Source organism: Bowmanella denitrificans, from assembly GCF_002887595.1.
Taxonomy (GTDB): domain Bacteria; phylum Pseudomonadota; class Gammaproteobacteria; order Enterobacterales; family Alteromonadaceae; genus Bowmanella; species Bowmanella denitrificans.
Window position 1 is genome coordinate 19,689 of sequence record NZ_PEBU01000005.1, and the last position, 25,336, is coordinate 45,024.

The following is a 25,336-nucleotide window of genomic DNA, read 5'->3' on the forward strand; positions in this document are numbered from 1 at the left end:
TACGACAATGGCAAGCTGGAATGCGGTGGTAAAAGGCGAAAGGTCAACATCAAGGATGACGATGCTTTTGAATAGCCTGTAAATTCCATTGCAGTATGGTGCCAGGTGGATAGCCGTAGTCACCGAGGTGAGCGTATTTAATCAGCATGGATTGAATAATCTGTTGAACCCGCATCTGAGGCTGACTGATATTCGCATCAGAGAGTTGTTCATCGACTAACTGACTGAGGTCCAGCAAGTAGCGACGCTGCTCTTCAATTAATTGAAAACCACCGCTGTCGCCATGACCACCATATAAGTGATCTGCCTTGCCAGTATAACTGGCTTGCAAACGCTCAAATTGGGCCAGAATTCTGGGTAAGTCACCATCACCAACGTAATAATGATGATGTGCCATCAGCAGGTCACCCACAAACAAACTGCGGCTGTCAGCATGGTAGAAGACCGACGCATTAACCGACTCACCGCCGCTAAAGTCCTCAACCAGTATGGAAAAGTCGCCGATAAGGACTTGCCCCGGACTGGGCAAAATCACCTGGACCTGAGGCGCATTATTCAGCCATAGGTCGTTACCAAACTGCCTGGCGCCCTGGCGTTTAAACTGCTCAAAGTCCTTGCTGATACCTGCGGCTGTGGCCGCAGTGGCGTAAACCGGAAAATCCCCCAGCACCGATTTCAGGGCTAATATTCCCATATAGTGGTCAGGGTGGGGATGCGTGAGCAATAAGCCAACCACCGGCTTATTCTGGGTCTTAATAACTGCAGCAAAATTCAGTGCATCAGAACGCCTAAGCAAACTGTCCACTAACAGGATCTGCCGCTCATTGGCCAGCCAGTATGCATTGGCAGACCAATCAACCTCTGTGGTGGAAAAACGTTTAACCTGAACATCAGCCAGGGCCGGGCCCACCATCAGGCAATAACATAACAACAGCGTCCGCATCAGGTGTTTCCCACAACGATTCAGCAACCACAACAAAATAGTTCGTTTTAGCACATAGAGCCAATAGCGATGCAATGTTCACTAAGCAGATAAGTGGCAGCGGTGAACATCGATTCACCGCTGCCTTGGCCGCTTAGAATGCCAGATTTAAACCAAGTCGTAATTGTCTTGGCGTCTGCATGTTCATCGGCAGACCATAAAATGGATTAGGCGTGCCGGATTGGGTCTCGGCCAGTTCGTTCACCGCCAGCGTCTGCGACGTATCCAGCAGATTGAACACGTCCAAAGACACCCTGCCATCCATTTCACCTATGTTGAACTGATAGGTCATAGACGCATCCAGGCTGAATACCCAAGGGCTTCTGCCAGCGCTGCCACGAGAGTTGAACACATATTGCTGAGTCGCCGCATTGAACACAAAGTAGGTGTCACCATAGGGTGGCTGCAGATAGCCAAGATCGGTAGGGAAGCTACGCCCGCGAATGCTCAGTGGACGGCCATCAATTAATGAGGCATTCCAGCCCACCGACAGATCATCATTGATGCTATACGAACCGTAGAACTTAAAGGCATGGCGTCGGTCATTGGGCAAGTTACCATTGGCACCAATGGCACTGGCTTTAAAATCCAGGAACGAACTGACGCCGGTGTCGGTTTGCAGGTTGTCTGAGTTGACGCCGCCTTCATTGTTACCATAGCTGTGGGACCAGACATACTGTGCGGTCCACATCAGATTCTCAGAGCGATGTACCAGTTCAAACTGCACGGAACTGTAGTCTCGCTTACCTTCAGGTATGCCCAATTCTTCGGCGGTGTAGTAGCGTTGACTGCCAGGATCGATCTTACCGTCACCATCCACATCCTGAGCAAAAGTGTGGCCTTTGCCAGGATTGAACAAAGTACAGATGGCCCCCTGATTACTGGGATCAATTTCTTCACCGCAATAGTCGTCACCCATATTGTCGGTGGTACGATAGGTAGCCCTTACGGTACCTGAATACTCATCGTTAAATTCGGTCTGATAGCCAACAATGTATTCCTTCAGGGATTGTGCGGAATATTCTGGGGCCGCAGACAGACCAGGATCAGGGATAGAACCGGTACCATTGACGTTAGTGTCCAGCAAGGAAGTGCCTGAAGGTGTACCATCCGCACCATTAATACTGCTGAAGGTCAGGTACTCCGTCATATCAGCAATGCCGGATGCGGTACGATAATTGGTATTGATAGGAACCGGAAAGAAGTACTCGCCGTAGTTAGCAAAAATCTTTGATGAACCATCCCCGCTCGGGTCATAGGTCAGACCTAAACGAGGGGCAATCTGATCATCCAGTTTAACGAAAGCGACACCAGTCTTGCCGTAGTTGGTCGCCACATCACTGCGAATGCCCAGTGTCAGGTTAAGCTGATCGGTCACGCTCCAGACATCTTCAATGTAATAGGCATAGTTTTCGGTTTTGAATTTACCACCGCCGGTAAACACTCGTTTTGCCACGTAATCCAGCGGGCCGCCGGTATTATTGGTGTAGTCTGTTCCCTGGATAATGGCACCGGCGCCAACTTGTCCATAAGTGTAGGATGCGCCACCAGCCGGCACGGTGGTGTGCTCAGCTTCAATGGTTTCCTTGTCATAGCCAAAACGAATCAGGTGATTGTCCAGTGCCCATTCAAAATCGATACGCAGCGCATCTCTTTGCAGCTCGTTGTTGTCTACCGCCGCCCCTGAGCCGCAGCCTGTCGCAGTGGGCACAGGTCGGTTATCCGCCACCAGCGGGCAATCTGAGTCAGATGGAATGATGCTCAGGTCGGTTTTAAACCGCCCGGCCAAAACGGACATTGAAAAGTCATCCGTAATATCGCTGTTAAATGTCAGAGTATGGGTGGCACCTCCCTCTTTCAATTCAACCAGACTGGAATTGGCGGTGGGATCTTTTGCATGCGTTACAGTGCTATATGCGGTTCGAGTCCTTTCATTGGTGCTATCGTCGGAAAAACCGAAGTAGGATAGGCGGTTTCTGTCATTGATTTCCCAATCCAGTTTTAAACCCCAGAATGCGTCCGAACGCTCGTCATCATGAAAGTACGTATCAGCCCGGGTTCTTAAGCCCCCTACACTGGAAGGATAAGCATAATTACGTTCAGATTTACGTGGGTTGTACATGGCATAGAAGAACAAGTTATCTTCAATAATCGGGCCACCAGCGGATAAGGTCACATTCAGCTCCGTATATTCGTTGGACGTGGTGTCCTTATAGACAGTGCCGTTAATATTTTTTACCACTCGCCCATCTCCCAGATAATCCGGGGTGTAATAGGCTGTAGCGCCAAATTCAAACTCATTGGTACCGGATTTGGTCACGGCGTTGATGACCCCGCCGGTTGAACGACCATACTGGGCCGAATAACCACCGGTTTTTACTTGAAATTCTTTATAGAACTCAAAAGGTACGGTGCCACAGCCCAGGCCCTTTTCAGGATCAGTTACGTTCATACCGTTGATGTAACAAACGTTCTCCGCTACCGATGAGCCAGAGAAGGAAGCTAAGTTACCAAAGCGACTCTCACCTTGCACCGTGCCAGGTGCCAGAAGGGTTATTGCGGTGACGGTGCGCCCTACAGGCAACCGATCAAACTCAGCTTCCCCGATAGTCAGTCCGGAGTCCGATGCATTCAGATCCACTGCCGATACCCGTGCTGCCACCACAGAGATCACTTCCATGTCATTTCTGGCCAACTCGAAGCGAGCGTCCGCGGTGCTACCTACGGTAACGCGTATGTTGCGGGTATCCAGTACGGCACCAGCCTGAACCACAGAAATTTCATAATCGCCGATAGCCAGTTGTGGAAAACGAAAGGATCCATCGCTGTCCAAACTAATAGTGCGTTCAAATCCAGTAGCCGGGTTTTTGACCAATACAGCAATATCACTGCTGAGTTGGCCGGATACCGAACCTGTGATGCTGCCAGTTGAACTGCCAGCTGCCAGTACCGATGAAGAAATGCCCAGTGCCGCAGTAATAGCCAGCGCTGTCAGGTGCCTGTTGAATGTCTTTTTCATCTCGTGTCTCCGTTTATTGTTATCCCGGCCTGAAAAGGCCGATTAACGGGACACTAGCAGCGTGGCCAGATGTCGGAGACGAGAAGTGATAAGTCAGTCAGGGCGAGGGATATTTCCGTCAGTTCGTGGTAGATCGCGTCCCTGCGATAGCGGTAAAAAATTCAATCAGGCCTGAACAGGCAAAATACGTAGTTCCACCCGGCGGTTTTGCTGACGATTGGCATCCGAATTATTGTCCACCAAAGGCTGATACTCCCCCATGCCAACAGTAGTGACACGACGGTAATCCACCTGCTGGCCTAGCAAAAAGTTCTTCACTGCATTGGCACGGGATTCCGACAGCTTCTGATTGCTTTCGGCACTGCCCACATCATCGGTATGCCCTTCCACCATCAAGGTCGTCTTCTCGTACTTATTCAGCACTTTGGCAACATCTTGCAATACGGGGTGAAAGCCCTGAGAAATGGCGGCACTGCCGGTAGCAAAGGTAATACTGCCGGGTAATTGCAAACGCAGATTGTCACCCTCACGGTAAACCTGTACGCCACTGCCTGCTAACTCATCGCGAAATTCCTGTTCTTGCTTATCCATATAGTTACCGATGGCAGCACCTGCCAGTGCACCGACAGCCGCCCCCCACACATAGCGACTTTTGGCATTATCGCCGGTCGCTTTGCCCAATAATGCCCCCGCCACGGCGCCAATGGCCGCACCTTTTTGGGTATTAGTGGCGGTAGTCTGGCAACCTGTTAACGCCAGTGCTGACAGGGTAAAAACGATCAGGGCTTTTTGCATAACAACTCCTTGAACAGAACAAAACAACTTTAAAGACTAGCCTATTGGGTCAGACTTAATCTGGCCTGAATGAAAATAAATGACCGCGATATATCTTATCGGATTTCCAAGGCGGCATTATGTCGTTAATATCCCTGCGGGTAAAAACACAGATGGGGAACATTAGTATGCTAACGGCACAACAAGCACTGGAAAGACTCAAGGAAGGCAACAAACGTTTCGTTGACGGCGAAAGCCAACTGGAGAGACTGGTCAACGAAAATCGCCGGGACAAGTTGATCAGCAGCCAGGCTCCCTTTGCTGTCATTATCGGTTGCTCAGATTCCCGGGTACCGGTTGAAATTGTTTTTGATCAGGGCCTGGGTGACCTGTTTGTGATTCGCGTAGCAGGTAATATTGTCGCGCCCTCGCAAATCGGCAGCGTAGAATTCGCCGCTGAGCAATTTGGTACCCGCCTGGTAGTGGTGATGGGACACAGTAAATGTGGTGCGGTGCATGCCACCTTAGAGCAGTTACAGCGCCCCACCGACCAGCCTTCCAAGAACCTTGGCTCAATCGTCAAGCGTATCCGTCCTGCGGTTGAAGCCTTGGTTTACACCGACCTGCGCAGCGATCAGAAAGCCCTTGCTGAGCAAGCCATACGTGCAAACGTGCGGATGTCGGTCAACACCTTGAGTAATGGTTCTGCGATTCTGGAAAATCTGATAAAAAATGACGGATTATTGGTGGTGGGAGCGGAATATTCTTTGGAAACAGGCCAGGTCCATTTCTTTGACAGTTGATAACGCCAACTGGTGGGTAGAGGAGTCTGATATGCTCAGCTTCTCTGCCAGATTACTCAACCGCCAGTTTCTGAAACAGATAGCGATATTCGTTACCCACACGAAATCTATCACCAGATTTTAAGTACACCTGCAATTCGTTTTGGCACAGTGCCGATGTCCCCTCCATCTGCTGTAAGTTGATGGTAACAGAGGAGCTGATGCGGCAAAAAGTATCCGGATTAAGCTGTTTTTCCAGACCTGCCAGACTTTGTCTGCCCATCACTGAAGCACATTGGGTGTGTATGCACACATAGTCCCCAGCTTCTTCTATCCAGTTAATTTGCTGATAGGGAATTTTTCGCCATTCGTTACCAGCCTTCAGCCTGACAAACAGCTCGGCTTCTTCATGGACGCTCGTTTCAGTAACAGAGTAGCCTTGCGCATCCCGACACACAGATAATGCCGGCTGCTTAGCACTGCAGGGGCTGAACAAGTTACCGACACACTCCCGTAATGCTTCATGGTACAGTGGTTTTAGTAAGTATCCGTCACAGCACTGCGCATATTGTTCACGTTTGTCATCGGCGCTAACCAGAATAACTTTGGTCTGCAGACGTAGGCTCTGCATGGCCTTCATCACTTCATCACCGCCCATGCCAGGCATCTCAACATCTAATATCACCAGGTCGGGATTGAGGGTCAAAATAGCCGATAAGGCCTTTTCTCCTTCGGCGAAAACACCGATCAAAGTCAGGCCGGGGATCATAGACAACTGTCGTTGCAAGCCCTCCCTGGCCAGTTGCTCATCATCAGCGATAATGACTGAAATCCTGTTCATCAACTTTCTTCGTATGGAATAATAATATCTACGCCTAAACCACTGGGCTCGACCAGATACAACCTGATTTGCTGTTTATCCTGATACAACACTTTTAACCTTTCCGTAATATTTTGTAACCCAACCCCTTCACGTCGAATCAATGCCAGGTCGATCATGGGACCATTATCCTGTACCTGAATTCGCAGATAATCCTCTTCAAGCCAGGACTTGACGGTAATTTTTCCGCCACGAGACATCTTGGCAATGGCATGTTTAATAGAGTTTTCCACAAGCGGCTGCAGCAGCAAACTGGGGACCAGTGCATTTTCTGCTTCAGGTTGTATATGAATCTTTACTTCCAGGCGCTCACCAAAGCGGGTTTTCTCAATATCCAGGTACAACATCAAGGCCTGAACTTCTTCATATAAGCGGATTTTCTTCTCCGGATCACTGTCCAGGGAAAAACGCAGAAAGGTAGAAAGCTGACTGAGCATTCTGTTGCAGCGTTGCTTATCGTCACGCATGACTAAGGTAGAAACTGCATTAAGGCTGTTAAATAAAAAATGTGGGTTAATCTGATAGCGCAACATACGAATTTGCGCCAGGTGGCTAAGGCGCGCAGCCTGATAACGCTGCACCTGCGCATCCACCAGGCGAAAATGGTAGTTAATCCCAAAATACAGACTGCACCACACCATGATAATAAAGAATGAAGTGCTCACCATCATAAACAAATGTACCCACTCAAAACCCGGGCTTTGCCCCAATGCAAACAGGTCATCGCCTTTGGCATACAGCAATAGTAGGTTTTTCGGTACGGTCCATAGCACGGAGAGAAACACACTGACACCCAGAATAAGCATCCCCAACAATGCCGGTTTTAAGCCCCAGCAGTGCCTGAACAAATAGCGCAACGGAATGGTGAGTGTCATGCCCATCAGGGTGACAGGAATCAGAATATAGGCAATCCTGATGCCAAAATAGTTGTAACTGCCAAACAAAAATAGGTTATCAAACAGCAATACCAGGTAATAAAAAAGCCAGCCGCCAATATGTAGAACCCAAAAATTCGGCTTTTTAAATAAGGATTCATTCAGGGCCTGGTGCTCTGAAACCGCATCATGTTCACTCACCGATATCCAATCCCAGCATCTGAAACAAAGGTTTGCGATAGGTATGACCTATGCGTACTTCATCTTTGTTAGCCATTTCCAGAGTACTGTAGCGCCCAAGCTCACTACTTATTGCACTGAGAAAATGAATATTGATGATGGCTGAGCGGTGAATACGTACAAAGCTGGTTGGGTCCAGATATTGTTCGATGTTGGTGAGAGATTCTCGATGCAGGTAGGTGCGATTCTGACAATGCAGCTCAAGGTAATTGCCCGCGCCCTTAATCCAGACCAGGTCGCTGGTTTTGATAAACTGCACATTTCCTGCAGAACGTACGGCCAGAATGTCGCGGTGCGGGCCGCTTAAAACCAACCTTTTACGCAGTTTCTCCAGAATGGCATTAAACCGTTCATCATCAAATGGTTTAAGCAAATAATCATCGGCCTCAATCTCAAAAGCTTTATGCGCATGCTGAGAATAGGCTGTAGTAAACACCCAACGGGTATTTAACACGGGGCTTAATTCGGTGGCCAGTTTGATACCACTACCACCAATGATTTCCACATCCATAAAACAAACCTGGGGACGTAGATCCTGCAGTAACTGCTTGGCATCTGCATAGCTGTCAGCCTCTGCAACCAGCTTCCATTCGCTGCGCTGATCTATCAAACGGGTAAGCCGTTCTCTGGCCAACTCTTCGTCATCCACTACAATGCAAGTATACAATGCCACTTCCTTTAATTATTTTCACTTACATTACGATCACGTTGTTTTTGCAGTAATTTAAAAGCAATGAAATGAAAGTGAAAAGGAAATTATCACTAACCTTAGCTAAAGCCCAATAATGACCGGAGACGGTTATCATTCGTCTCCGGCCAACTTCAGCTTAGAAACGAGCTTCTAGGCCAATCTCAACATAGCGAGGGGTCTGCCATGTATAGGCTGCACCATAGTAGGGGTTGTATTTACCTTCTGCCCGGAAATTCTCATAGTGTTCATTCTGCGACAATACACCTGAGCTATTCAGCAAATTATAGATATTCAAATTTGCGCGCATATCAACTCCGCTTATCTCAAAACTATAACTGGCTGAGACATCCAACATAAAGGTCCAGGGGGTTCGACCAACCGTGCCTCTTGGCACCCTTGTGTAGACTTTTTCATTTTGATTGCATGCTCCGTCACCATTGGTATCCGGGCATTCATTGGTGTATAGATAAAAGGTGTCTCCATAGCTTCCGTAGATATTTTCAGAGTGATCAGGATAGCCTTGGCCAAAGGCAGACAAAGGGCGTCCACTCATCAACGTAGAGTTGAATCCTACTGTTAAGTCATCATTGATATCATAAGAGCCGAAGAACTTGAACGCATGCCGTCTATCATTCGCTTGATATCCGTACGCTCCGTCCATCAACGCAGGAAAATCAAAGTCTTGGGTGATGCCAGCATCTGCCTGACCGATATCAGACTTCACTGCACCTTCGAAATTGCCGACACTGCGACTCCATGTATACCCCAAATGTAACCTGAAGTTTTCAGCGCGATAACTAATTTCCGTTTGTAAAGCAGTGTACTCGTTAATTCCTTCTGGAAGACCAATCTCCTCAGCCGAGTATGTTTTCAAGCTACCTGGATCGGGGATGCTGTCATGGTTTTCATCCTGATACCAGGATTGCGCCTTACCGGGAGTAAGCAACACACAGTTAGGTGCTAGTGGACCACAATAGTCATCAAGGGCGTTGGTTACCTCCCTATAGATACCACGCACAGACGCAGACAAATTATCGGAAATCTGCGTTTCGTAACCAATGATGTATTCGTCCTTGCTGAAAGGTTCAGCTTCCTGCGCTTGAAAAGTATCAGTTACAGCAGGATTTGGCGTAGAGTTTACAACAGTGCTATTTCCCCCATTAATCGGAGTCAAGCCGGTTGCAGCACCGGTGCTATCTGAACCGGTAAAAGTGTAGTAGGTTGTGCTATCACTAACACCTGAGGCTGCCCGGTAATTAGTGTTGTTGGGCACAGGTTGAAAGTAACGCCCCCAAGTACCGTAAATCTTGTGTTCACCGTCACCAGCGACATCCCAACTAAATCCCAGTCTGGGCACCAGGTCATTCTTAAACTCAACAAAAGGTAAGCCAGTTACACCTGTATTCTCAAACTTATCCTGACGCAACCCAATATAGAGTTTCAAGTTGTCCAGCGCTTGCCATTCATCTTCTATATACCAGGCATCAACGGTTGTTTCAAAACCGCCCCCACCAACAAAGATCCTATCAGCAACATAGTCAAGGTCTGCCCCTGTGGTATTGGTATACAAAGCTCCGTTATTTCCCTGAATACTGGCATTGGGCGCCAATGTAGAATATGTCCAGCTGTGACCAGCTATGGGTTCAGACGTGTGCATTGTTTCACGCTTCTGGCTATCCCAACCGGCACGGATCAGATGGGAACCCCAATAGTATTCAATGTCGAAACGGAACTGGGTATTTGTATCAAAGTTCACTCCAAAGCTACCGCCGGGACCACAACTTTTTATCTTATTGGGTATATCTCGAGTGTCATCAACCGTAGGACAGTCCAGGTTGTCTGGAGTGTTAGTATACTCAGTTTCAACTTCGCCCCACATTGCAGATATGGTCAGGTCATCAGTGAAATTACCAACGTAACTGACACTTTTCACATCCCCACCGCGCTTACGCAGGGTTGTGCCTATGAGTTCTCCAATACGTCCGGTTTGCCCATCAAAAGAGTAAGTCTTTGACTCTGTGTCTGAACGATTGGAGTAACCGAACAAGCTGAGTTTGTGATCATCTGTAATATACCAGTCAAGTTTTGCTCCCCAAAACAGATTGTCTGAGCCACTGGAGCTACGTTTAATAAATTGATCGTCTGCGGTATACCTCGCCCTCCCAGACTGGGTTGCGAAGTTGTTATCGACATCTTTGGGATTAACTATGGCATACAAAAATAATGTATCTTCAATTAATGGACCCGATGCCGACAATGTATATTCGCTTTCGCCAAATTCATCTTGTGTTTGGTTACGAAATATACTGACTCCATTCGCGCCGCCCGAACTGTACGAAATTTGCCCATCTTCTCTTAGAGATTTTGGGGTTATCTTTGCAGTAGCGGCAAATTCCCATTCGTTGCTACCACTTTTGGTTACGGCATTAATAACTCCCCCGGTTGTCCGACCATATTGGGCTGAAAAGCCTCCAGTTTTGACCTGGAATTGCTCATAAAACTCGAAGGGAACAGAACCACAACCTAACCCCTGGCTGGTACTTGTAACCTCAAGTCCATTGATAAAACACGAATTTTCTGCCACAGATGAACCACCAAATGATGCTAAGCCACCTGAGTTTGGCGAGCTAAAGGAAGAATCACCCAATACTGTACCCGGTGCTAGCAGTGCAACTGATGTCAGGTTTCTGGCCACCGGCATTCTGTCTAACTCAAACTCATCTACCACTAATCCAGAATCGGTAGTAGACACATCTATTGCAGAGATCCTCGCGCCGGTTACCTGAATGACTTCAGCGTCGGCTGCCATCAAGTCAAATATTGGCGTAGCATTTGAACCCAATGTCAGGTTAATCTCCTGCTTCGCAACTTGCGCACCATTTTGTTCTATGGTGACCACATATCTACCAGGCGCAAGCTGAGAAAATCGGAAGCTCCCAGATTCATTGACACTAATTTCTCGAGAGAATCCTATACTTGGATCCGATACAACTACCTTAATTGAAGTCAAATTATCTGCCTTTACAGAGCCAACTATGTTGGAAGTCGTATTTGCCAATGCAGGGGCAGAAAGGCCAAGAGAAGCGGCTACCGCCAGGGCAGTGAGATGCCTGTTGAATCTAGCTCTCATATGGTTTTCCTTTTGAAGTTATTATTGCTTTCCATCGGCGCACAATTACGCCGATTGTGAAAAACGCTAACAATCGTCAAAACGAAGATGCAGAATCAGTGATAAAACAGATAAAAGCAGATGTGAATCACACGTTTTTCAATGTAAAACCGACAACACCTTTCAACAAAAAAACAACAAACGAGCAATTTATCGCCAATGAGTGCTCCCTGCCGCATCGGCATACCGTCCATCCCTTAGCATAAAAAGGGGGACAAACATCCCCCAACAAAGAACACCAACTTCTTGTTATACAATGTGTCTGGTCAGAAGCTACTCAACTCTGCCATAAAGGCGTTATAATCAGACCCCTTTATTACATCTTTGTACTCTTTAGTCAGAGAGGCCTCCAATCCATAGGCAAAATCTGCTGCTTCCTCAGCACCATATATACCCAGTTTCCAAGAGCGACTTTTACCATCGATTAGATCAAAAGTCGTATATCTGCACATTCCTGCGAAGGACGCTTCGCTCTCTATCGTTGGTTTCGGCTGAGACATCAGTTCATCTTCAAGCAGAGTAGACTGCAGTTGTAACTGACCATGAGACAAATACAGATCACAATCGTCACCATTAAGTCTTACGTAAACATTCTGACGTATGTAGCTATCAGCCTGAGCTCCAAGTTGACTTAGCTTACTGTATAACGAATTTGCCATACTTTGAGTAAAACTATGGCTGACCTGCCCTTGTAGCTCTTTTTCAGTAATAGTAGCCATTGTTAGGGATGCAACTAATGAGTAGCTTACTGTCAATAAATAGGCTTCCGGATTATATGATTCCCTATAGGCTTGGTGATTTTTCATGCTGGTGGCGTAAATAACCAGATTATCCAATATTCCATAATCTGGGTTATTGTTGGAAACAGAAGCATGGTAATACGACAGAAGGTCTCGAAAAGACATCATGTCGCTGATAGCTTCTTCGACATACCCAGTAACGACAACCTTGTTAACTCTGTCTTCAATTTGCTGTAGAGCTTGCTCATGTAGCATCACAAACTGAGGACCTCCAGGCCCAAAAATCGCGTCTTCTAATAGTGACCAAAGCTGCCCACCAATGGCTGACTTTGCTTTGCTCATTATTGTAGTCACCAGTTGCCCTATCGGAAACGGGACGCTTTGAACTCCGACATCTTTCGACATTAATTGGCTTTGTATCAATGTATTTTCAGACGAAACATCTGTCGTATCACTTGCGTATAAAGTGAAGCAGCTTAACGAAAGGCCAATGGCAAAAGATAAGGTTTTAATTTTCATAGAATTCTCCTTAATTCAATGCGAATAAAATTAATGACTGTCTGAAAAATAAGGATTAGCAGACATCGAGACCTTACTAGCTGACTATTTTGACAGCCAATATAAGTGACAAAGTAAGCAGAAAGCACTGTAGAATAACCACATTGCGGGATGTAAAGGGCTTTGTCGGAATTACGGAAGGTTAATATTAAAGGAAAAGTATAAATCCCCGGCATAAAAGTTTATACCGGGGTAACTTAGTTTACTTACCCTTCAAACAAATCCCGGTGCAGCACTTTGACTACATCGGTACTGTCATCGTCTTTGACCAGAATAGAAATATTATGCGGGTTGGCACCGTAACAAATCAGACGCAGATTAAAGTCCCTGACCGCATTGAAAATACGGCTGGAAACCCCGGCTGCACTGTGCATATTGTTACCCACTACCGTCACTAAATCATAGCCTTCCTCAACGGTGACCTCACTGATCTGCTTCAGATCTTCGATGGTCGCCTTGTTCAGTCTGGCTCGCACTGAATTAGGTGGATTGTCAATGGTCAGGGATACCGCAATCTCAGAGGTAGTGACCAAATCCACACTTAAGTGATGGTTGGCCAGGATCTCAAATACCTGCTGTAAAAAGCCTGACGCATAGAGCATGCTGGGAGTTTTAACCGTAACCAGCACCTGATCCTTGCGTCGGGTCAGGGCACGGTAATGGGGCTCCTGCTGACAATTTTTGGCAATCCAGGTACCACCTTTTTCCGGCTCGCGACTGGATCCAACAAACACGCGGATATTCTTTCTAACCGCTGGCACCATAGTGGCAGGATGCAGCACTTTGGCACCGAAAGTGGCCATTTCCGCTGCTTCTTCAAAACTCAGTTCCGGCAGCGGACGGGCTTTGTCGGTAATACGAGGGTCAGTTGTATACACACCTATTACATCCGTCCAGATTTCACAGGTATCCGCATCCAAGGCTTCTGCCAACAGCGCAGCCGTGTAATCTGAACCGCCGCGACCTAAGGTCGTGGTATTGTCCTGCTCATCAGAGCCAATAAAACCCTGAGTAACCAATACAGTGCGTTCCAGCTCCGGTTTCATCAACTTCTCAGCCTGTACAGCAATAACCTGAATATCAGGTTCAGCCTGACCAAACTCGTTATCGGTTTTGATCACTTTACGGGCATCAAAGTTTTCGGCCTGTTGCCCCATCTGGCACAGTAACTCGGCAAACAGCAGTGAGGACATGCGTTCGCCCAAAGATAAAATGGCGTCTTTTAAATCAGGACGATGCAGAATTTCTTCATGAAAAGCCAATTCACGAAGCAAGCTCAGTAATTCGTTAAGTTTCACCATTACATGTGGTGGTGATTCCAAACCGGCCAGAATGGCAAACTCAATTTCTTCCACTTTGGTAATAAGATCATTGATTTGCTCTGACGTGAGCTCTTCATTGGCCAGCTGTACCAGATAGTTGGTCACACCGGCCGCAGCACTGACAACCACCACACGTGTGGACGGATTATCAATCACAATTTTTGCGCAATTGCGCATGGCGTCTATATTGGCGACGCTGGTTCCACCAAATTTGGCAATATTGAGCGACATAGTTCCCCCCCAAAAACACATGCTCCGATGTCCTGCATTCTGACTTAGTCTGTCAGCTTCAGGGCCGCATAAGTTACCAGCATTTTAATTCATGAAAAATGAAAATATATGCAACTAAAAAATCCATTCGGCATCGCCTTGTAGCGACCGCCTGGGCCCGCATCATAGCGTAATTGCCCCGCTTGCAACGAAAATATTTGCTATATGCCATAGCAAAAGTTGCCAGTTTTAGGTTAGCCAGCCTACTTTTAACAATGAACACCTCAATACTGGAGACACAAATGAAGAAGATCCTCCTGGCTTCGATGGTTTCCCTAGGGTTGTCGGCCACCCAGGCTATGGCCGATGTTAATCTGAGCGGCTTTGCCAGTATCAATGCTGGTAAGGTACTGAGTGGCGACGGTGCTCCTCAGTATGACATCCCGCCCACTTTTCTGGCTGACTACCCCATCGTATCGGCTTATGAAGAAGAATGGTCGTTTAAACCTGAAACCTTATTTGGTTTGCAGGTGCGGGCTGATATGGGGGGCGGTTTGAGCGCCACCGCACAAGTAGTAGCCCGAGGTGCAGATGACTTTGATGCGCAGTTCGAATGGGCTTACCTGTCTTATGAGCTGAACGACAACTGGACCCTGCAAGCCGGTAAGAAGCGCCTGCCGCTTTTTTACTACTCAGACTTCTATGATGTCGGCTTCGCTTATGTATGGATGCGGCCACCAGCAGATACCTATACCTGGCAGATTTTTAACTATACCGGCATTAATGCACTATACACCGGCGAATGGGGCGACTGGTCTGTCTCGGGTAACATCTATGGTGGTAGGGAAGACAGTGACAACAACAGGCTGCTTAGCCAGTTTTTCTTCCGCGAACCTGTACGGGAGATATGGAAAAACATAATCGGTGGGGTGCTGACCCTGAATAAAGATTGGTTTGAGGCGCGCTTTACCCATATGCGTTACACCAACGAACGCTTCCAGGCTGGCGAGCAGGTAACCTGGGATGGCTCTACCGAGCGGGATGGCAGATTTTACGGTATCGCGGTGAACCTGGATTTCGGTCAGTTCTTTGCATTGTCCGAGCTCAACCGACTGGATTTGGACGGCAACTTTGACAGCGCCATGCTAACACTCGGCTACCGGCTGGATGGCGTAACCCCATATGTCGGCTATTCAACCTACGAGCAAAAAGACGGTGAGGATGGCGAAGAGCACAACACCACATTTGTGGGCCTGCGCTGGGATTTCCATACCTCTGCGGCCTTTAAAGTACAGTACGACAAAGTGGATGATAAGTCGTTTAACCTGGCGGTGGCGGGTGACAGCCGCTCCCTGACTTTTGGGGTGGATTTAGTGTTCTGATGACAAGCGCCAGGCAGGAAATACTGAGTGGCGCTATTTCGCATTATTACGCTTAAGACGCTCATCAATAAAGTTCTGAACAGGCGGGGGCTTGCTGCATTTCACCATGCCCCCGGCAAACCCTAGTAAAGCGGTAGCTATTTGGTTGCCTGTCGAATCACAGTTTGCTTCCACCACCAGGTCTTGAATTCGCTGCTCATCCTCACTCAATCGGTGAGAATAATCAGAAATTTCACCAATTGGATTGGCTCGCTTCTCAAGATATTCTCTGGTTGCCTGTTCTGCCACTTGCTGCTGTTGTCCAGCCTGCCAGTTGCGCAGATGACGCTGCGCCATTGACATATGCTCGCTGGCACCGCCTAAAACCTTTCCTTCACTTTTTTGACTTGGCGCTTCGGCAACAACCGGCTCTGGCGGAGGGGAAACGATCTGTGCTGGCTCAGGTTCCTCAGCCAATGTCGGTGTCTCAGCGGCTGTCAGGCTCTGAACTGCTGTTTCCTGCACAATATCAGGCACATCTGGAGGAGCTTGCATTTGCGGAGCCTGGGTATTCTCCACTTCTGGTTCAGCAGGCTCAGGAGGTAAAGGGGCTGCAACCTTGGGCATAGTCCAGAGCCGGGCCTTGATGGTGTTGTCTGATGTCGCCAGCTTTGGCACCGTTTTCTGTTGCAATAAGGCCAGCACCACCAGTAAATGGACAGCCACAGATACGCCTATCCATGGCAATACTGACGGTGACTTCAAGCTATTTTTGACTTCCGTTTGCAAAACAATACGAGTGACAACAAAACATGCAGTGTAGATGCCAAAGTGTTAATAAAGTTCACTGACAACCAACACTTAGATGCATCATCCTTGGTTGCACGGGCGAATCGCGAATATACGCAAGGAAGCAGAGAAATAAACGGGGCAGAATGGCCCCGCGAATAAATCAATGGTGGTGACCACCTAAGTGCACTTCTAACAACTCTGTATTGCCATTGAAGTTCAGGCTTTTCACCTCATCATCCTTTTCGACATTAACCAGATTTTCCTGTTCCGGCCAGATATCCCGCAGCGCGTTATGCTTCACCGACAATGCTTCCAGGCTGACAGGCACCGGCGTTTCCTGATAAACCCAAAAGAACTTTCCTTCGGTTTCAAACCCTACTGCATCTAATGGCAATGGCTGTCCGTCCCGCAACAGGGCAAAACGCTCGGCCACATATTCAGCAAACTGGCGCTGGGTTTGCTCTGAGCTAATGATATCCGCATCTTTACCAAAGATTTCCCGCACAGCATGCTCGGCATCGTGCAAATAAAAGCGATGCATCACCTCAATATGCTGGGTACGAGCATTAAACAACACCTTGGTTACCGCCGCCTTTTGCTGATGAGCAACAGTGACAAACGCCGCCAACACCAGGCTGACGGCGAACAGCAGTTTTAAATGCCGCTTAATCATTATTGCTTGTTGTCCTTGTCATCATCGTTTTTAAGCTCGGTTTTGATGTCCTGCATAATATCGCGATGGATCTTGGCTTTGGACTTTTCAGATTTATAGGCCTCCACTCTGGATGGAACGATACGACGCGGATAAAAGTTGTTTTCAATATCCGCATCGGCAGTTTCCCAGCGCGGATCCAGCTCTACCTGCGTTAATTCCTTGCCCTTGTCGGTAACAATCAGTTTCTTCACTTCTTTAGGGCTGCGGCGCCAGATTTCAGCAGGGATGCGCATGGTTTCACTGCTGCCGTCGGCGTAATCCAATTTCAGGATAATCGGCATCACCAGACCACCGAGGTTAGAAAACTCCAGAACATAGTAATTCTTGTCTTCTTGTACCGCGCGTTCCAATGCCGCACGTTCCCAATCTTCCAGTCCCTTGATGAACTTATTGTACTTGTTACGTTCCTTGTTAGTGACCGTCCAGCGGTCATTTTCATCATAAAAGTCTCTCAGATCTTGATTGAGTTCACGCCATTCGCGAATGCCCTGCTTGCGGTTATTTTCCAGGCTCATCGACATAGGCTTATCCAGATCCTGAGCCTTATCGCGGGCAAAATCGATATCCGGATTTTCAGTATCCAGACGTAGCTTGTATACCTTGTCTAAGGAAATATCGACGTGATCCGTGCTGTAGAACCAGCCGCGCCAGAACCAGTCCAAATCCACGCCACTGGCCTCTTCCATGGTACGGAAGAAATCCGCCGGTGTGGGGCGTTTATACTGCCAGCGACGGGCGTATTCCTTAAAGGCAAAGTCAAACAGCTCGCGGCCTAAGATAGTCTCACGCAATATTGTCAGGGCAGCAGCAGGTTTGGTGTAAGCATTGGGGCCTAAGCGCAATACCGAATCAGACTGCGTCATAATGGGCACCTGCGTACTGGACACCATGTAATCCACAATCTCAGAAGGTTCGATACCCCAGGGCATATCCGAATCCCACTCCCGTCCAGCCACACCATCCAGGAAACTGTTCAGGCCTTCATCCATCCAGGTCCATTGGCGTTCGTCGGAATTCACCAGCATCGGGAAATAAATATGCCCGACTTCATGGATCACCACGCCAATCAGAAAACGTTTTTCGGCCTGCGAATAAGTGCGGCTGCCATCATCCTGCAACGTGGTGCGCGGGCCGTTAAAGGTGATCATGGGATACTCCATGCCCCCCACCGGGCCATTGACTGACTGTGCGACAGGATAAGGGTAGTCAAAGGAGAAACGCGAATAGACCTGCATGGTATGTACCACAGCTTCGGTGGAATACTTCTTCCAAAGATCGCCGCCTTCCTTAGGATAAAACGACATGGCCATCACCAGAGGCTGTGTATCACCGCCTTGCTGATAGCCTTTGGCATCCCACATAAATTTGCGTGAAGACGCCCAGGCAAAGTCTCTGACATTATCGGCTTTAAATCGCCAGGTTTTAACGGCGTTGGTGCCTTCTTTCTCGTTTTCCAGCGCTTCTGCTTCGGTTACAACAAATACCGGGCGCTTGGCTTTTTCAGCCTCTTTAAGACGCTTACGCTGTTCGCGGGTCAGTACCTTCTCAGCATTTTGCAAACTGCCGGTCGCTGCCACAATGTGGTCAGCCGGAACGGTCAGCTCAACGTCATAGTTACCAAATTCCAGGGTAAACTCGCCGCGGCCAAGAAACTCTTTGTTGGTCCAGGCTTCGTAGTCGGTATAGGCATGCAAACGCGGAAACCATTGGGCCAATTGGAAGATATCGTTGCCGCCTGCGCGGGCATCTTTGGGAAAATGTTCGTAGCCACCGCGTGCAGAAACAGCGTTTTCTTCAACGATGTTGTAAGCATAATTCAGGGAAAATTCTGTACTTTGGCCCGGTTTCAGCGGCTGATTCAAATCAATACGCATGTTAGTGCCGACAATGGTGACCTTAAGCGGCTTGCCGGTACCATCCCTGACATCCTTAATGTCATAGCCTAATTGATGGTCAGCCATAAACTGTTGGCGACGCAGCTCATCCATACTCAGTTTTGCTGGTTTTTTGCCATCACCAGCTTCGGTGGCCGGACCGCGTCGGCCAATGCCAGCAAAGGCAGTGGTGAGTTCCGCCATAGAATCAGATTTGAAAATATTCTGGTCCAGTTGCAACCATAAGTAGCGCAGGGTATCCGGCGAGTTATTTCGATAGTGAACTGTCTGGCTGGCTTCCAGGCGACGCTTTTCTTCAAGCAACCTGGCCTGGATTTTATAATCCACCTGCTGTTGCCAGTATTGATGACCAGGCTCGCCTGCAGCATTGCGATAAACATTGGGGGTAGGCAGCACTTCATCCAGTTGACGAAATTTATCCTCAAAATCGCCTTTAGTCTGGCGAATAGCATCAGCGCCAGCCTGTAGGCTGCAAAGCAGGGCCGCTGAAACGAGCAATGGTTTAATCATGACATGTCCAAAAACACTAAGGTGGAACCACAAGCCGGAACTGGCCGCTCTTTTGGCGCCTGGAATCCGGGTCCTAATCGGTCAGGTTACCTTACAACAGATAAAAAAATAACCATCCGGGCGAAGCAAAATCGGTCAACGGCAGAGGAAAACGGATAAAACTGGGTGAACTATTAGATTATGAACTACGCTGGTGATAGAGCATAGATGCTGTATTGGAGGGATCCTCATGCGTACCGTCCTGATTGTTCTGACGTCCCTGTTGTTCTGTTTATCTAGTGTTAGCCAGGAAACGCCTGCGCCTCATCAATTTACCTGAGCCATTAACGATGCCCCACCGTTTCATATCCATAGTGGAAAGTACCAGGGACAAGGTTTTTGTGATGTGCTGGTCAATCAAATGCAGAAATACATACCTGGTCAGCATGAATTACTTAATCTGCCACCAGCCAGAATCGCCAAGTTACGCGAACAGGGTGCGCCGCTGTGTTTTCCCTGCATGATCAAGCGCCAGGACACCAGCAGTACCAGATACAGTGACGCCACCCTGTACTACCAGCCACATAAGATCATTACCAATCCAAGCATAGCGGCCAGTATGCAAACCGAATTCGGCTTGCCAGTACCATTAACTCAATTATTGCAGGATCAGCGTTTTTCGTTTGGCCGCCCCTTAGGTCGGCAATATGGTGCACAGTTACAGCCTGTGATTGACCAGTATGCAGATCAAAGCAAAGTACATACCCAGCTTTCCGGCCCACAACCAACCATGACAGCTTTACGTCTGGTGGCAAACGGCAAACTGGACTACAGCCTGGACTACCGGGTGATAGGCCGGCATTTTGAGTTAACCGAACATGGCGAGCTGACTTATCTGGATATTCAAGAGAATCAAAATAATCCCATTATTGGTGCTGTGGGATGCAGCAATAGTGAATGGGGTAAGGAAAGTATTGCGCGCATTAACCAAGCTTTACCCTTAGTATTGCGCTCCGAGGCATACCTACGCAATCTGGACTTTTGGTTTGCCGCTGACAACCAGGATTTCTGGCACCGCTACCGGCGCCAGGTTCTGGGTGAGTCGGATGACAAGGCATTAGTGTCTGGCATATCTCCAGCGCACCGCCCAAATGCCCGCCAATAATGTCAGCCAGCCCATACTGCCGCCGCCAGAGCCGCTCTGGCCGGATTCCGGTAACTGATTAATCAAGGTGTTAGCTTTGGGATTCAGTTCAGGATGGGTACTAACGGCTGCATCAACCACCACCACATCGGTGATCAATACAAGATTCTCTTCTGAGATATCCGCGCTGCCTCCCTGATAATTCCGCAACGGGATATTGAGAAAGGCCCCGCCTTTATTAAAGGTAGATAGTGCAGCAATAGCGTCCACTACATCCATACCATTACCCAGCACCTGCCCAAAGGCGGTGAAGCCACCATTCTGAACATCCAGGTTAGCACTGTTATCTTTGAGATTGATAAACCATTCAGACGTTGCACCATTAGCATCAGTCGAGGGTTTGGCCATAGCAATAGTGCCGCGCACATTAGACAGCTTGGGCTCATTGATCACTTTAGGCCCTTTACTCAGTTCATTGAGCGGCAGTTGACCATCAAACTGATAACCTCCGGCCTGCACCACAAAATCATCAATGGAACGGTGCACCACGTTATTAAAGTAAGCGCCGGATTTTACATAGCCAAGAAAATTTTCCACTGTCTTGGGAGTTTTGTTGTCAAACAGGTTGATCTGGAAATTGCCCATAACGGTTTGTACTTCCACAACAGTCGCCAATGTCGGCAAAGACACAACAGATAACAGACCTGCTCCAAGAATTGAATTCCAACGACGCGTTAACTTCATATTCCCAACTATTCCAATAGGTACATCAATCAGGAAAGCTTAGAGACAGGGCAAAGAAAAAACCTTATCAGTTTGTGTTCATTTGTTTTCGGCTGTAGCCAGTGTATTTCCAGGGTTCTAGGGAGTGTTTAACTTTGTTCATTGCTTATGCAGTCGGCCCAAATCGTGGCTGAAAACTGCAAATGCGTGAGGTTTAGTGGGCATAAAAACAAAAAAAGGCGCAGTAAGCTGCGCCTGTATAAAATTAAATCACATTACGGCTTAACCTCAACCACAGAGACCGTACTGACATTGCCTTGCTCATCCAACATCTCTACCAGGCCGGTATGCCTGATACCGGTTTCCAAACTGCCAGTGATGGTAGCGTTATTAAAACGGCCATCAATTACTCTTGGACTCATGCGTACCTGAGCATTGTCTGTATCCCTGACATTCCAGAATGAGTAGGTTAGCTCAATTTCCCCTAGCCCCTGCAAATCGACACCCAGAATGGAGACCTTGTAATAGTCACCATCGCTAAAGCTGGCCCGTGGCAGCGGGTCAATCAGTACCACCTGCTCATTGGGACCAGGATTGGAGCTGGTTTGGATGAGTGAACAGGAGAAACTGGTACAGCGATGCACGATCATATCCAAATCAACATTCAGCCCAGTGCTCAAATCTTCTGCCCTGATACTGGTTCTGAACGCCCTGGTTCCCTCAGGCACAGTGACATTCACTCTGGCCAGGGATGACTCATTGAAAGTAAATATGCCATCTGCATCCTGTCTTACCGTGGTGGTAAAGTGGAAAGGTGTCACCATGCCAATCAAATCGACGCCCGCAGCGCCTGAGTAATTAGCCTTAACCGGGAAGGACGCTCTGCCACGGTTCATTTCCAGGCTCATAAAGGTCGGCAGACTAAATTTATCCCTGGGCTCGGCCTTAACAACCAGTGGACTACGAACCGCATGCCCCTGGCTATCACGCCAGGTAATGCTGCCATCCACCCACTCACCAAACTGGCTGGCTGCCGTCTGTCTGAAGGTCAAAGCGTAATTAGCCGTACCTGCGGCATCTACCGCCAACGCTCCGTCTTCAGTGGGATTGCCTTGTGCATCAAAAGTAGTCAGCTGTACATCGACTCCATCTGGCATATCAATCTCAGCAAAATAGACCGATGCAACATTATTGACATTAGTCACGGTACGATAGATGGTCTGCTGTTCCTTTAACTCGCCCACAGAAATAGATGCGTGATTGAGCTGCGAGGCATCGGTATTAAAACCAGCCGCCACCAATTCATTACAGTTGGTTTCGCTTTGGCTGGCAACAGTACTGCGCTCACCCAATCCACACAAAAACGCCAGATAATCATTGAATCCTGCGTTGTATACTAAGCCAGGGTCCTGTGCCAACACCGGCACTACATGACCAGCACCAATGCCAAACACATCTGCCAGTTCACCGTCCTGCTCATCAATCACATCCTGTCTGGCGGTGGTCATCAGCGCTGATTTAATGGCAGCCGGTGACCAGCTGGGGTGCTGTTGTTTAAACAATGCAGCCAGACCGGCCACGTGCGGAGCCGCCATCGACGTACCAGTCTTGTAGGTAAATAATTGATTTTGCGGACCAAACATAGGTGCCATGGTGTTGCCTGCCAGAATATTCACCCCTGGGGCTGCAACATCAGGTTTTAACATACCAAATGTGGATCCATTCGGACCGCGTGACGAGCCTTCATCCAGAATGCTGCCAATTGTTGGACCAGTAGCAACTGCGTATTGCTCGTCAGACAAAGTGATCTCTGTCGCCTCAAAGGTGGCCTGATCCACCAAAGCCAGGCCATCCTCACGCCTTACCATCACGGCCGGAATACCTTCACCATCTGCATCCAATCCCATACTGATAGGCGTTTGACCTTCCAGGGCGTAAACCAGCATCCCAACGGCACCAGCGGCCTTGGCATTATTCATTTTAATCTGGAAGGTGCAGCCACCGCGGGAAATAACCGCAATCTTACCCACCATATCGGCCGCATTGGCAAATGTATCGCAGCCTTGCACAGGATCACTGGCAGTGATGGTGCCGGTTAGTCCGCCACCAACTGGCGCAGGAGCTGCGCTGGCCCAAATGCCGTTATAGCGTGTACCAGCCAAAGCACCACTATTTACATCAACAAAGTTACCAATCTGAAACCCATCCCCGTCCACGCTGGACATCCCCACACTGGTCAGCCAGGGTGCGGGTGAACCCACAGTGCTGGCTGTCGGGCCACTATTGCCAGCAGACACCGACACAAATACTCCGGCAGCCGAGGCTCTGAGTTTCGCCAGGGTGGGCGAAGGCGTCAGTGATGTGGTGCTACCGCTGATAGAATAGTTAATTACATCCACCCCATCGGCGACCGCTGCGTCAATGGCAGCCATACTGTCACCCCGATAACAGCCTCCACTGAAGTCGCCATTATCAAAATCAGAATTCCAGCATACTTTGTACATGGCAACTCTGGCCCTTGGCGCAATGCCTGACGCCATTCCCAGATTCTCACCAGCAAAGTCCACACTCACCTCATTGCCACCGGCAGTAGAGGCCACATGCGTACCATGACCATCCGCATCACGTGGAGACAAAAACTCACCAAGTTCCGTCAGTACATGCCCACCCGAGCTGGCGTTATAGGACTGGTTAAAGTAACGCGCACCAATTAGTTTGTTGTTACAGGTAAAGCCAATTGGATCGTTTGCAAAATCACAACTGCCTTGCCAGCGCTCCGTTGCAAGAGGCTGATAGCTGCCGTCATCAGCAAAACTGGGGTGCTCCGGCCAGATTCCACTATCCACAATACCAATAATGACGTCTTCACCTTTGATACCCAAACTATGCTGGCCATTGGCGCCGCTCAGGCCCAAAAAGGCCGGAGAATTAATGGTGGTTGGCTGATCCGCCACATCTTCTTCTATGGACAATACGTCCGGGTGGCGCAACAGTGCATCAACCTGTGCTTTGCTCAGCTTGGCGGAAAAACCGTTAAAGGTATGGGTGAAGCTGTGCAGTATCGCTATTTCACCAACATTAATACTCACTTGTTGGGCTACGGCCTGCTGTCTGCTTGCCAGCCTGGCGGTATAATCAGCCAGTAACGGCGTGCGGGGGTTATACTGATTACCCACCTGTCCAGCTAACTGATTGCTGGGAATCAACTCCTGTGCAGCGATAGCTTTTTCGATACCACTTTGGCCTTTTAGCTGAACAATATATACACCACTGGTGGCGGGTAAGGGTTGATTACCGTTGAACTGGGCTTGCTCCTGAGGAAAATGCTCATCAGAAACCTGGGACTCGGTGGCGAAGCCATTTATCGCAACACCGGACATAGACAAAGAAATTAGGGTACATAACAGTGACTTTTTGAAGATCATCAGTTTCTCCATTCTGGATGCTTGCTGTTTATTTTTATGCCTGGCTCAGCTTCAGTTCCTGAAGGACTACTTCCCTTTGATGGCCAGGAAATCCGATACAGCAAGCTTCATACCCCTTAAAAAAATAACTTAACATTCAAAACGTTACACAACAACAAACAATCCAAACCAGCAGACTGTAAAGTTTTTTACGACAACGGCAGCCGACTATCTGCGAGAAATGCTGATATCAAGCACCACATTCCTCACCATCTATACTTTTCCCTTTAACCAACAATTAGTTAACAAAGGTTTCATTTTGTTTTTATTTGTAATCAAACTGTAAACAAATCCGTCAATGAGGTAACAATGAAAATGTATGCAAACTTTTTTTCCCTTTAGCCCAAAACAACAAGTACAAAAAACCACCAACAGATTCAATTTATGAAGCCATTGGACCGTTCCACAACAAAATAAGTGCAAGGAATCGAACATAACTCGCATTGATGATTGTATCGTTCCAAGAGAAATACCTCCCGTCAGTTTTATTTACAAACCCACAAAGAGTCTC

General features: G+C 48.2%; 17 protein-coding genes. 3 read left to right on the forward strand and 14 right to left on the reverse strand.

Features of this window, described 5'->3' with window-relative positions:
* Positions 1–49: 49 nt before the first annotated feature.
* The 3 genes from CSR04_RS10755 to CSR04_RS10765 all read right to left on the reverse strand — a co-directional run bounded on the left by CSR04_RS10755 (position 50) and on the right by CSR04_RS10765 (position 4,796).
* Entirely contained in the window at positions 50–943 is an 894-nt protein-coding gene (locus CSR04_RS10755; RefSeq protein ID WP_102796306.1) for an MBL fold metallo-hydrolase, read from the reverse strand.
* A gap of 133 nt (positions 944–1,076) precedes the next feature.
* Positions 1,077–4,001 (reverse strand): TonB-dependent receptor, encoded by a 2,925-nt coding sequence (locus CSR04_RS10760; RefSeq protein WP_102796307.1) that lies wholly within the window; start codon positions 3,999–4,001, stop codon positions 1,077–1,079.
* Between the two features lie 165 nt (positions 4,002–4,166).
* Entirely contained in the window at positions 4,167–4,796 is a 630-nt protein-coding gene (locus CSR04_RS10765) for a YiaD family glycine zipper/OmpA-like lipoprotein (protein ID WP_102796308.1), read from the reverse strand.
* A 119-nt stretch (positions 4,797–4,915) separates the two neighbouring features.
* On the opposite strand from CSR04_RS10765, the gene CSR04_RS10770 reads away from it, so the two are divergent.
* Positions 4,916–5,578 (forward strand): carbonic anhydrase, encoded by a 663-nt coding sequence (locus CSR04_RS10770; protein ID WP_245921545.1) that lies wholly within the window; start codon positions 4,916–4,918, stop codon positions 5,576–5,578.
* A 52-nt stretch (positions 5,579–5,630) separates the two neighbouring features.
* Here CSR04_RS10770 and CSR04_RS10775 read toward each other — a convergent pair whose 3' ends face one another.
* The 6 genes from CSR04_RS10775 to lysC form a co-directional block, all read right to left on the reverse strand.
* Positions 5,631–6,398 carry a LytR/AlgR family response regulator transcription factor gene (locus CSR04_RS10775; RefSeq protein ID WP_102796309.1) on the reverse strand — a complete coding sequence of 256 codons (768 nt, stop codon included), beginning with the start codon at positions 6,396–6,398 and terminating at the stop codon, positions 5,631–5,633.
* Entirely contained in the window at positions 6,398–7,513 is a 1,116-nt protein-coding gene (locus CSR04_RS10780; RefSeq protein ID WP_245921548.1) for a sensor histidine kinase, read from the reverse strand. Before CSR04_RS10780 ends, CSR04_RS10775 begins: the two co-directional genes overlap by 1 nt.
* Entirely contained in the window at positions 7,506–8,219 is a 714-nt protein-coding gene (locus CSR04_RS10785) for a LytR/AlgR family response regulator transcription factor (protein WP_102796310.1), read from the reverse strand. The genes CSR04_RS10780 and CSR04_RS10785 overlap by 8 nt, the downstream gene beginning before the upstream one ends.
* 160 nt (positions 8,220–8,379) lie before the next feature.
* Positions 8,380–11,373: a TonB-dependent receptor gene (locus tag CSR04_RS10790; RefSeq protein ID WP_102796311.1), complete on the reverse strand. Its 2,994-nt coding sequence runs from the start codon at positions 11,371–11,373 to the stop codon at positions 8,380–8,382.
* 305 nt (positions 11,374–11,678) lie between these two features.
* The gene (locus CSR04_RS10795; protein ID WP_102796312.1) at positions 11,679–12,671 is read right to left on the reverse strand and encodes a hypothetical protein; all 993 of its coding nucleotides are present in this window, start codon (positions 12,669–12,671) and stop codon (positions 11,679–11,681) included.
* Positions 12,672–12,916: 245 nt separating this feature from the next.
* On the reverse strand, positions 12,917–14,263 hold the full coding sequence (gene lysC, locus CSR04_RS10800) for a lysine-sensitive aspartokinase 3 (protein WP_102796313.1): 1,347 nt from the start codon (positions 14,261–14,263) through the stop codon (positions 12,917–12,919).
* A gap of 281 nt (positions 14,264–14,544) precedes the next feature.
* On the opposite strand from lysC, the gene CSR04_RS10805 reads away from it, so the two are divergent.
* On the forward strand, positions 14,545–15,624 hold the full coding sequence (locus CSR04_RS10805; protein ID WP_102796314.1) for a porin: 1,080 nt from the start codon (positions 14,545–14,547) through the stop codon (positions 15,622–15,624).
* Between the two features lie 33 nt (positions 15,625–15,657).
* Here CSR04_RS10805 and CSR04_RS10810 read toward each other — a convergent pair whose 3' ends face one another.
* The 3 genes from CSR04_RS10810 to CSR04_RS10820 form a co-directional block, all read right to left on the reverse strand.
* Positions 15,658–16,329, reverse strand: coding sequence for a hypothetical protein (locus CSR04_RS10810; protein ID WP_102796315.1), 672 nt, complete (start codon positions 16,327–16,329; stop codon positions 15,658–15,660).
* A 226-nt stretch (positions 16,330–16,555) separates the two neighbouring features.
* Positions 16,556–17,068, reverse strand: a complete 513-nt coding sequence (locus CSR04_RS10815; protein ID WP_102796316.1) for a DUF6702 family protein — start codon at positions 17,066–17,068, stop codon at positions 16,556–16,558.
* Positions 17,068–19,515 carry a M1 family metallopeptidase gene (locus CSR04_RS10820; RefSeq protein WP_102796317.1) on the reverse strand — a complete coding sequence of 816 codons (2,448 nt, stop codon included), beginning with the start codon at positions 19,513–19,515 and terminating at the stop codon, positions 17,068–17,070. The genes CSR04_RS10815 and CSR04_RS10820 overlap by 1 nt, the downstream gene beginning before the upstream one ends.
* Positions 19,516–19,915: 400 nt before the next feature.
* On the opposite strand from CSR04_RS10820, the gene CSR04_RS10825 reads away from it, so the two are divergent.
* Positions 19,916–20,659, forward strand: coding sequence for a hypothetical protein (locus CSR04_RS10825; RefSeq protein ID WP_146027152.1), 744 nt, complete (start codon positions 19,916–19,918; stop codon positions 20,657–20,659).
* Here CSR04_RS10825 and CSR04_RS10830 read toward each other — a convergent pair.
* On the reverse strand, positions 20,612–21,382 hold the full coding sequence (locus CSR04_RS10830; protein WP_102796319.1) for a peptidylprolyl isomerase: 771 nt from the start codon (positions 21,380–21,382) through the stop codon (positions 20,612–20,614). The two genes, CSR04_RS10825 and CSR04_RS10830, sit on opposite strands and share 48 nt — an antisense overlap.
* Before the next feature lie 254 nt (positions 21,383–21,636).
* Positions 21,637–24,786, reverse strand: a complete 3,150-nt coding sequence (locus CSR04_RS10835) for a S8 family serine peptidase (protein ID WP_172449318.1) — start codon at positions 24,784–24,786, stop codon at positions 21,637–21,639.
* Between the last annotated feature and the right edge of the window lie 550 nt (positions 24,787–25,336).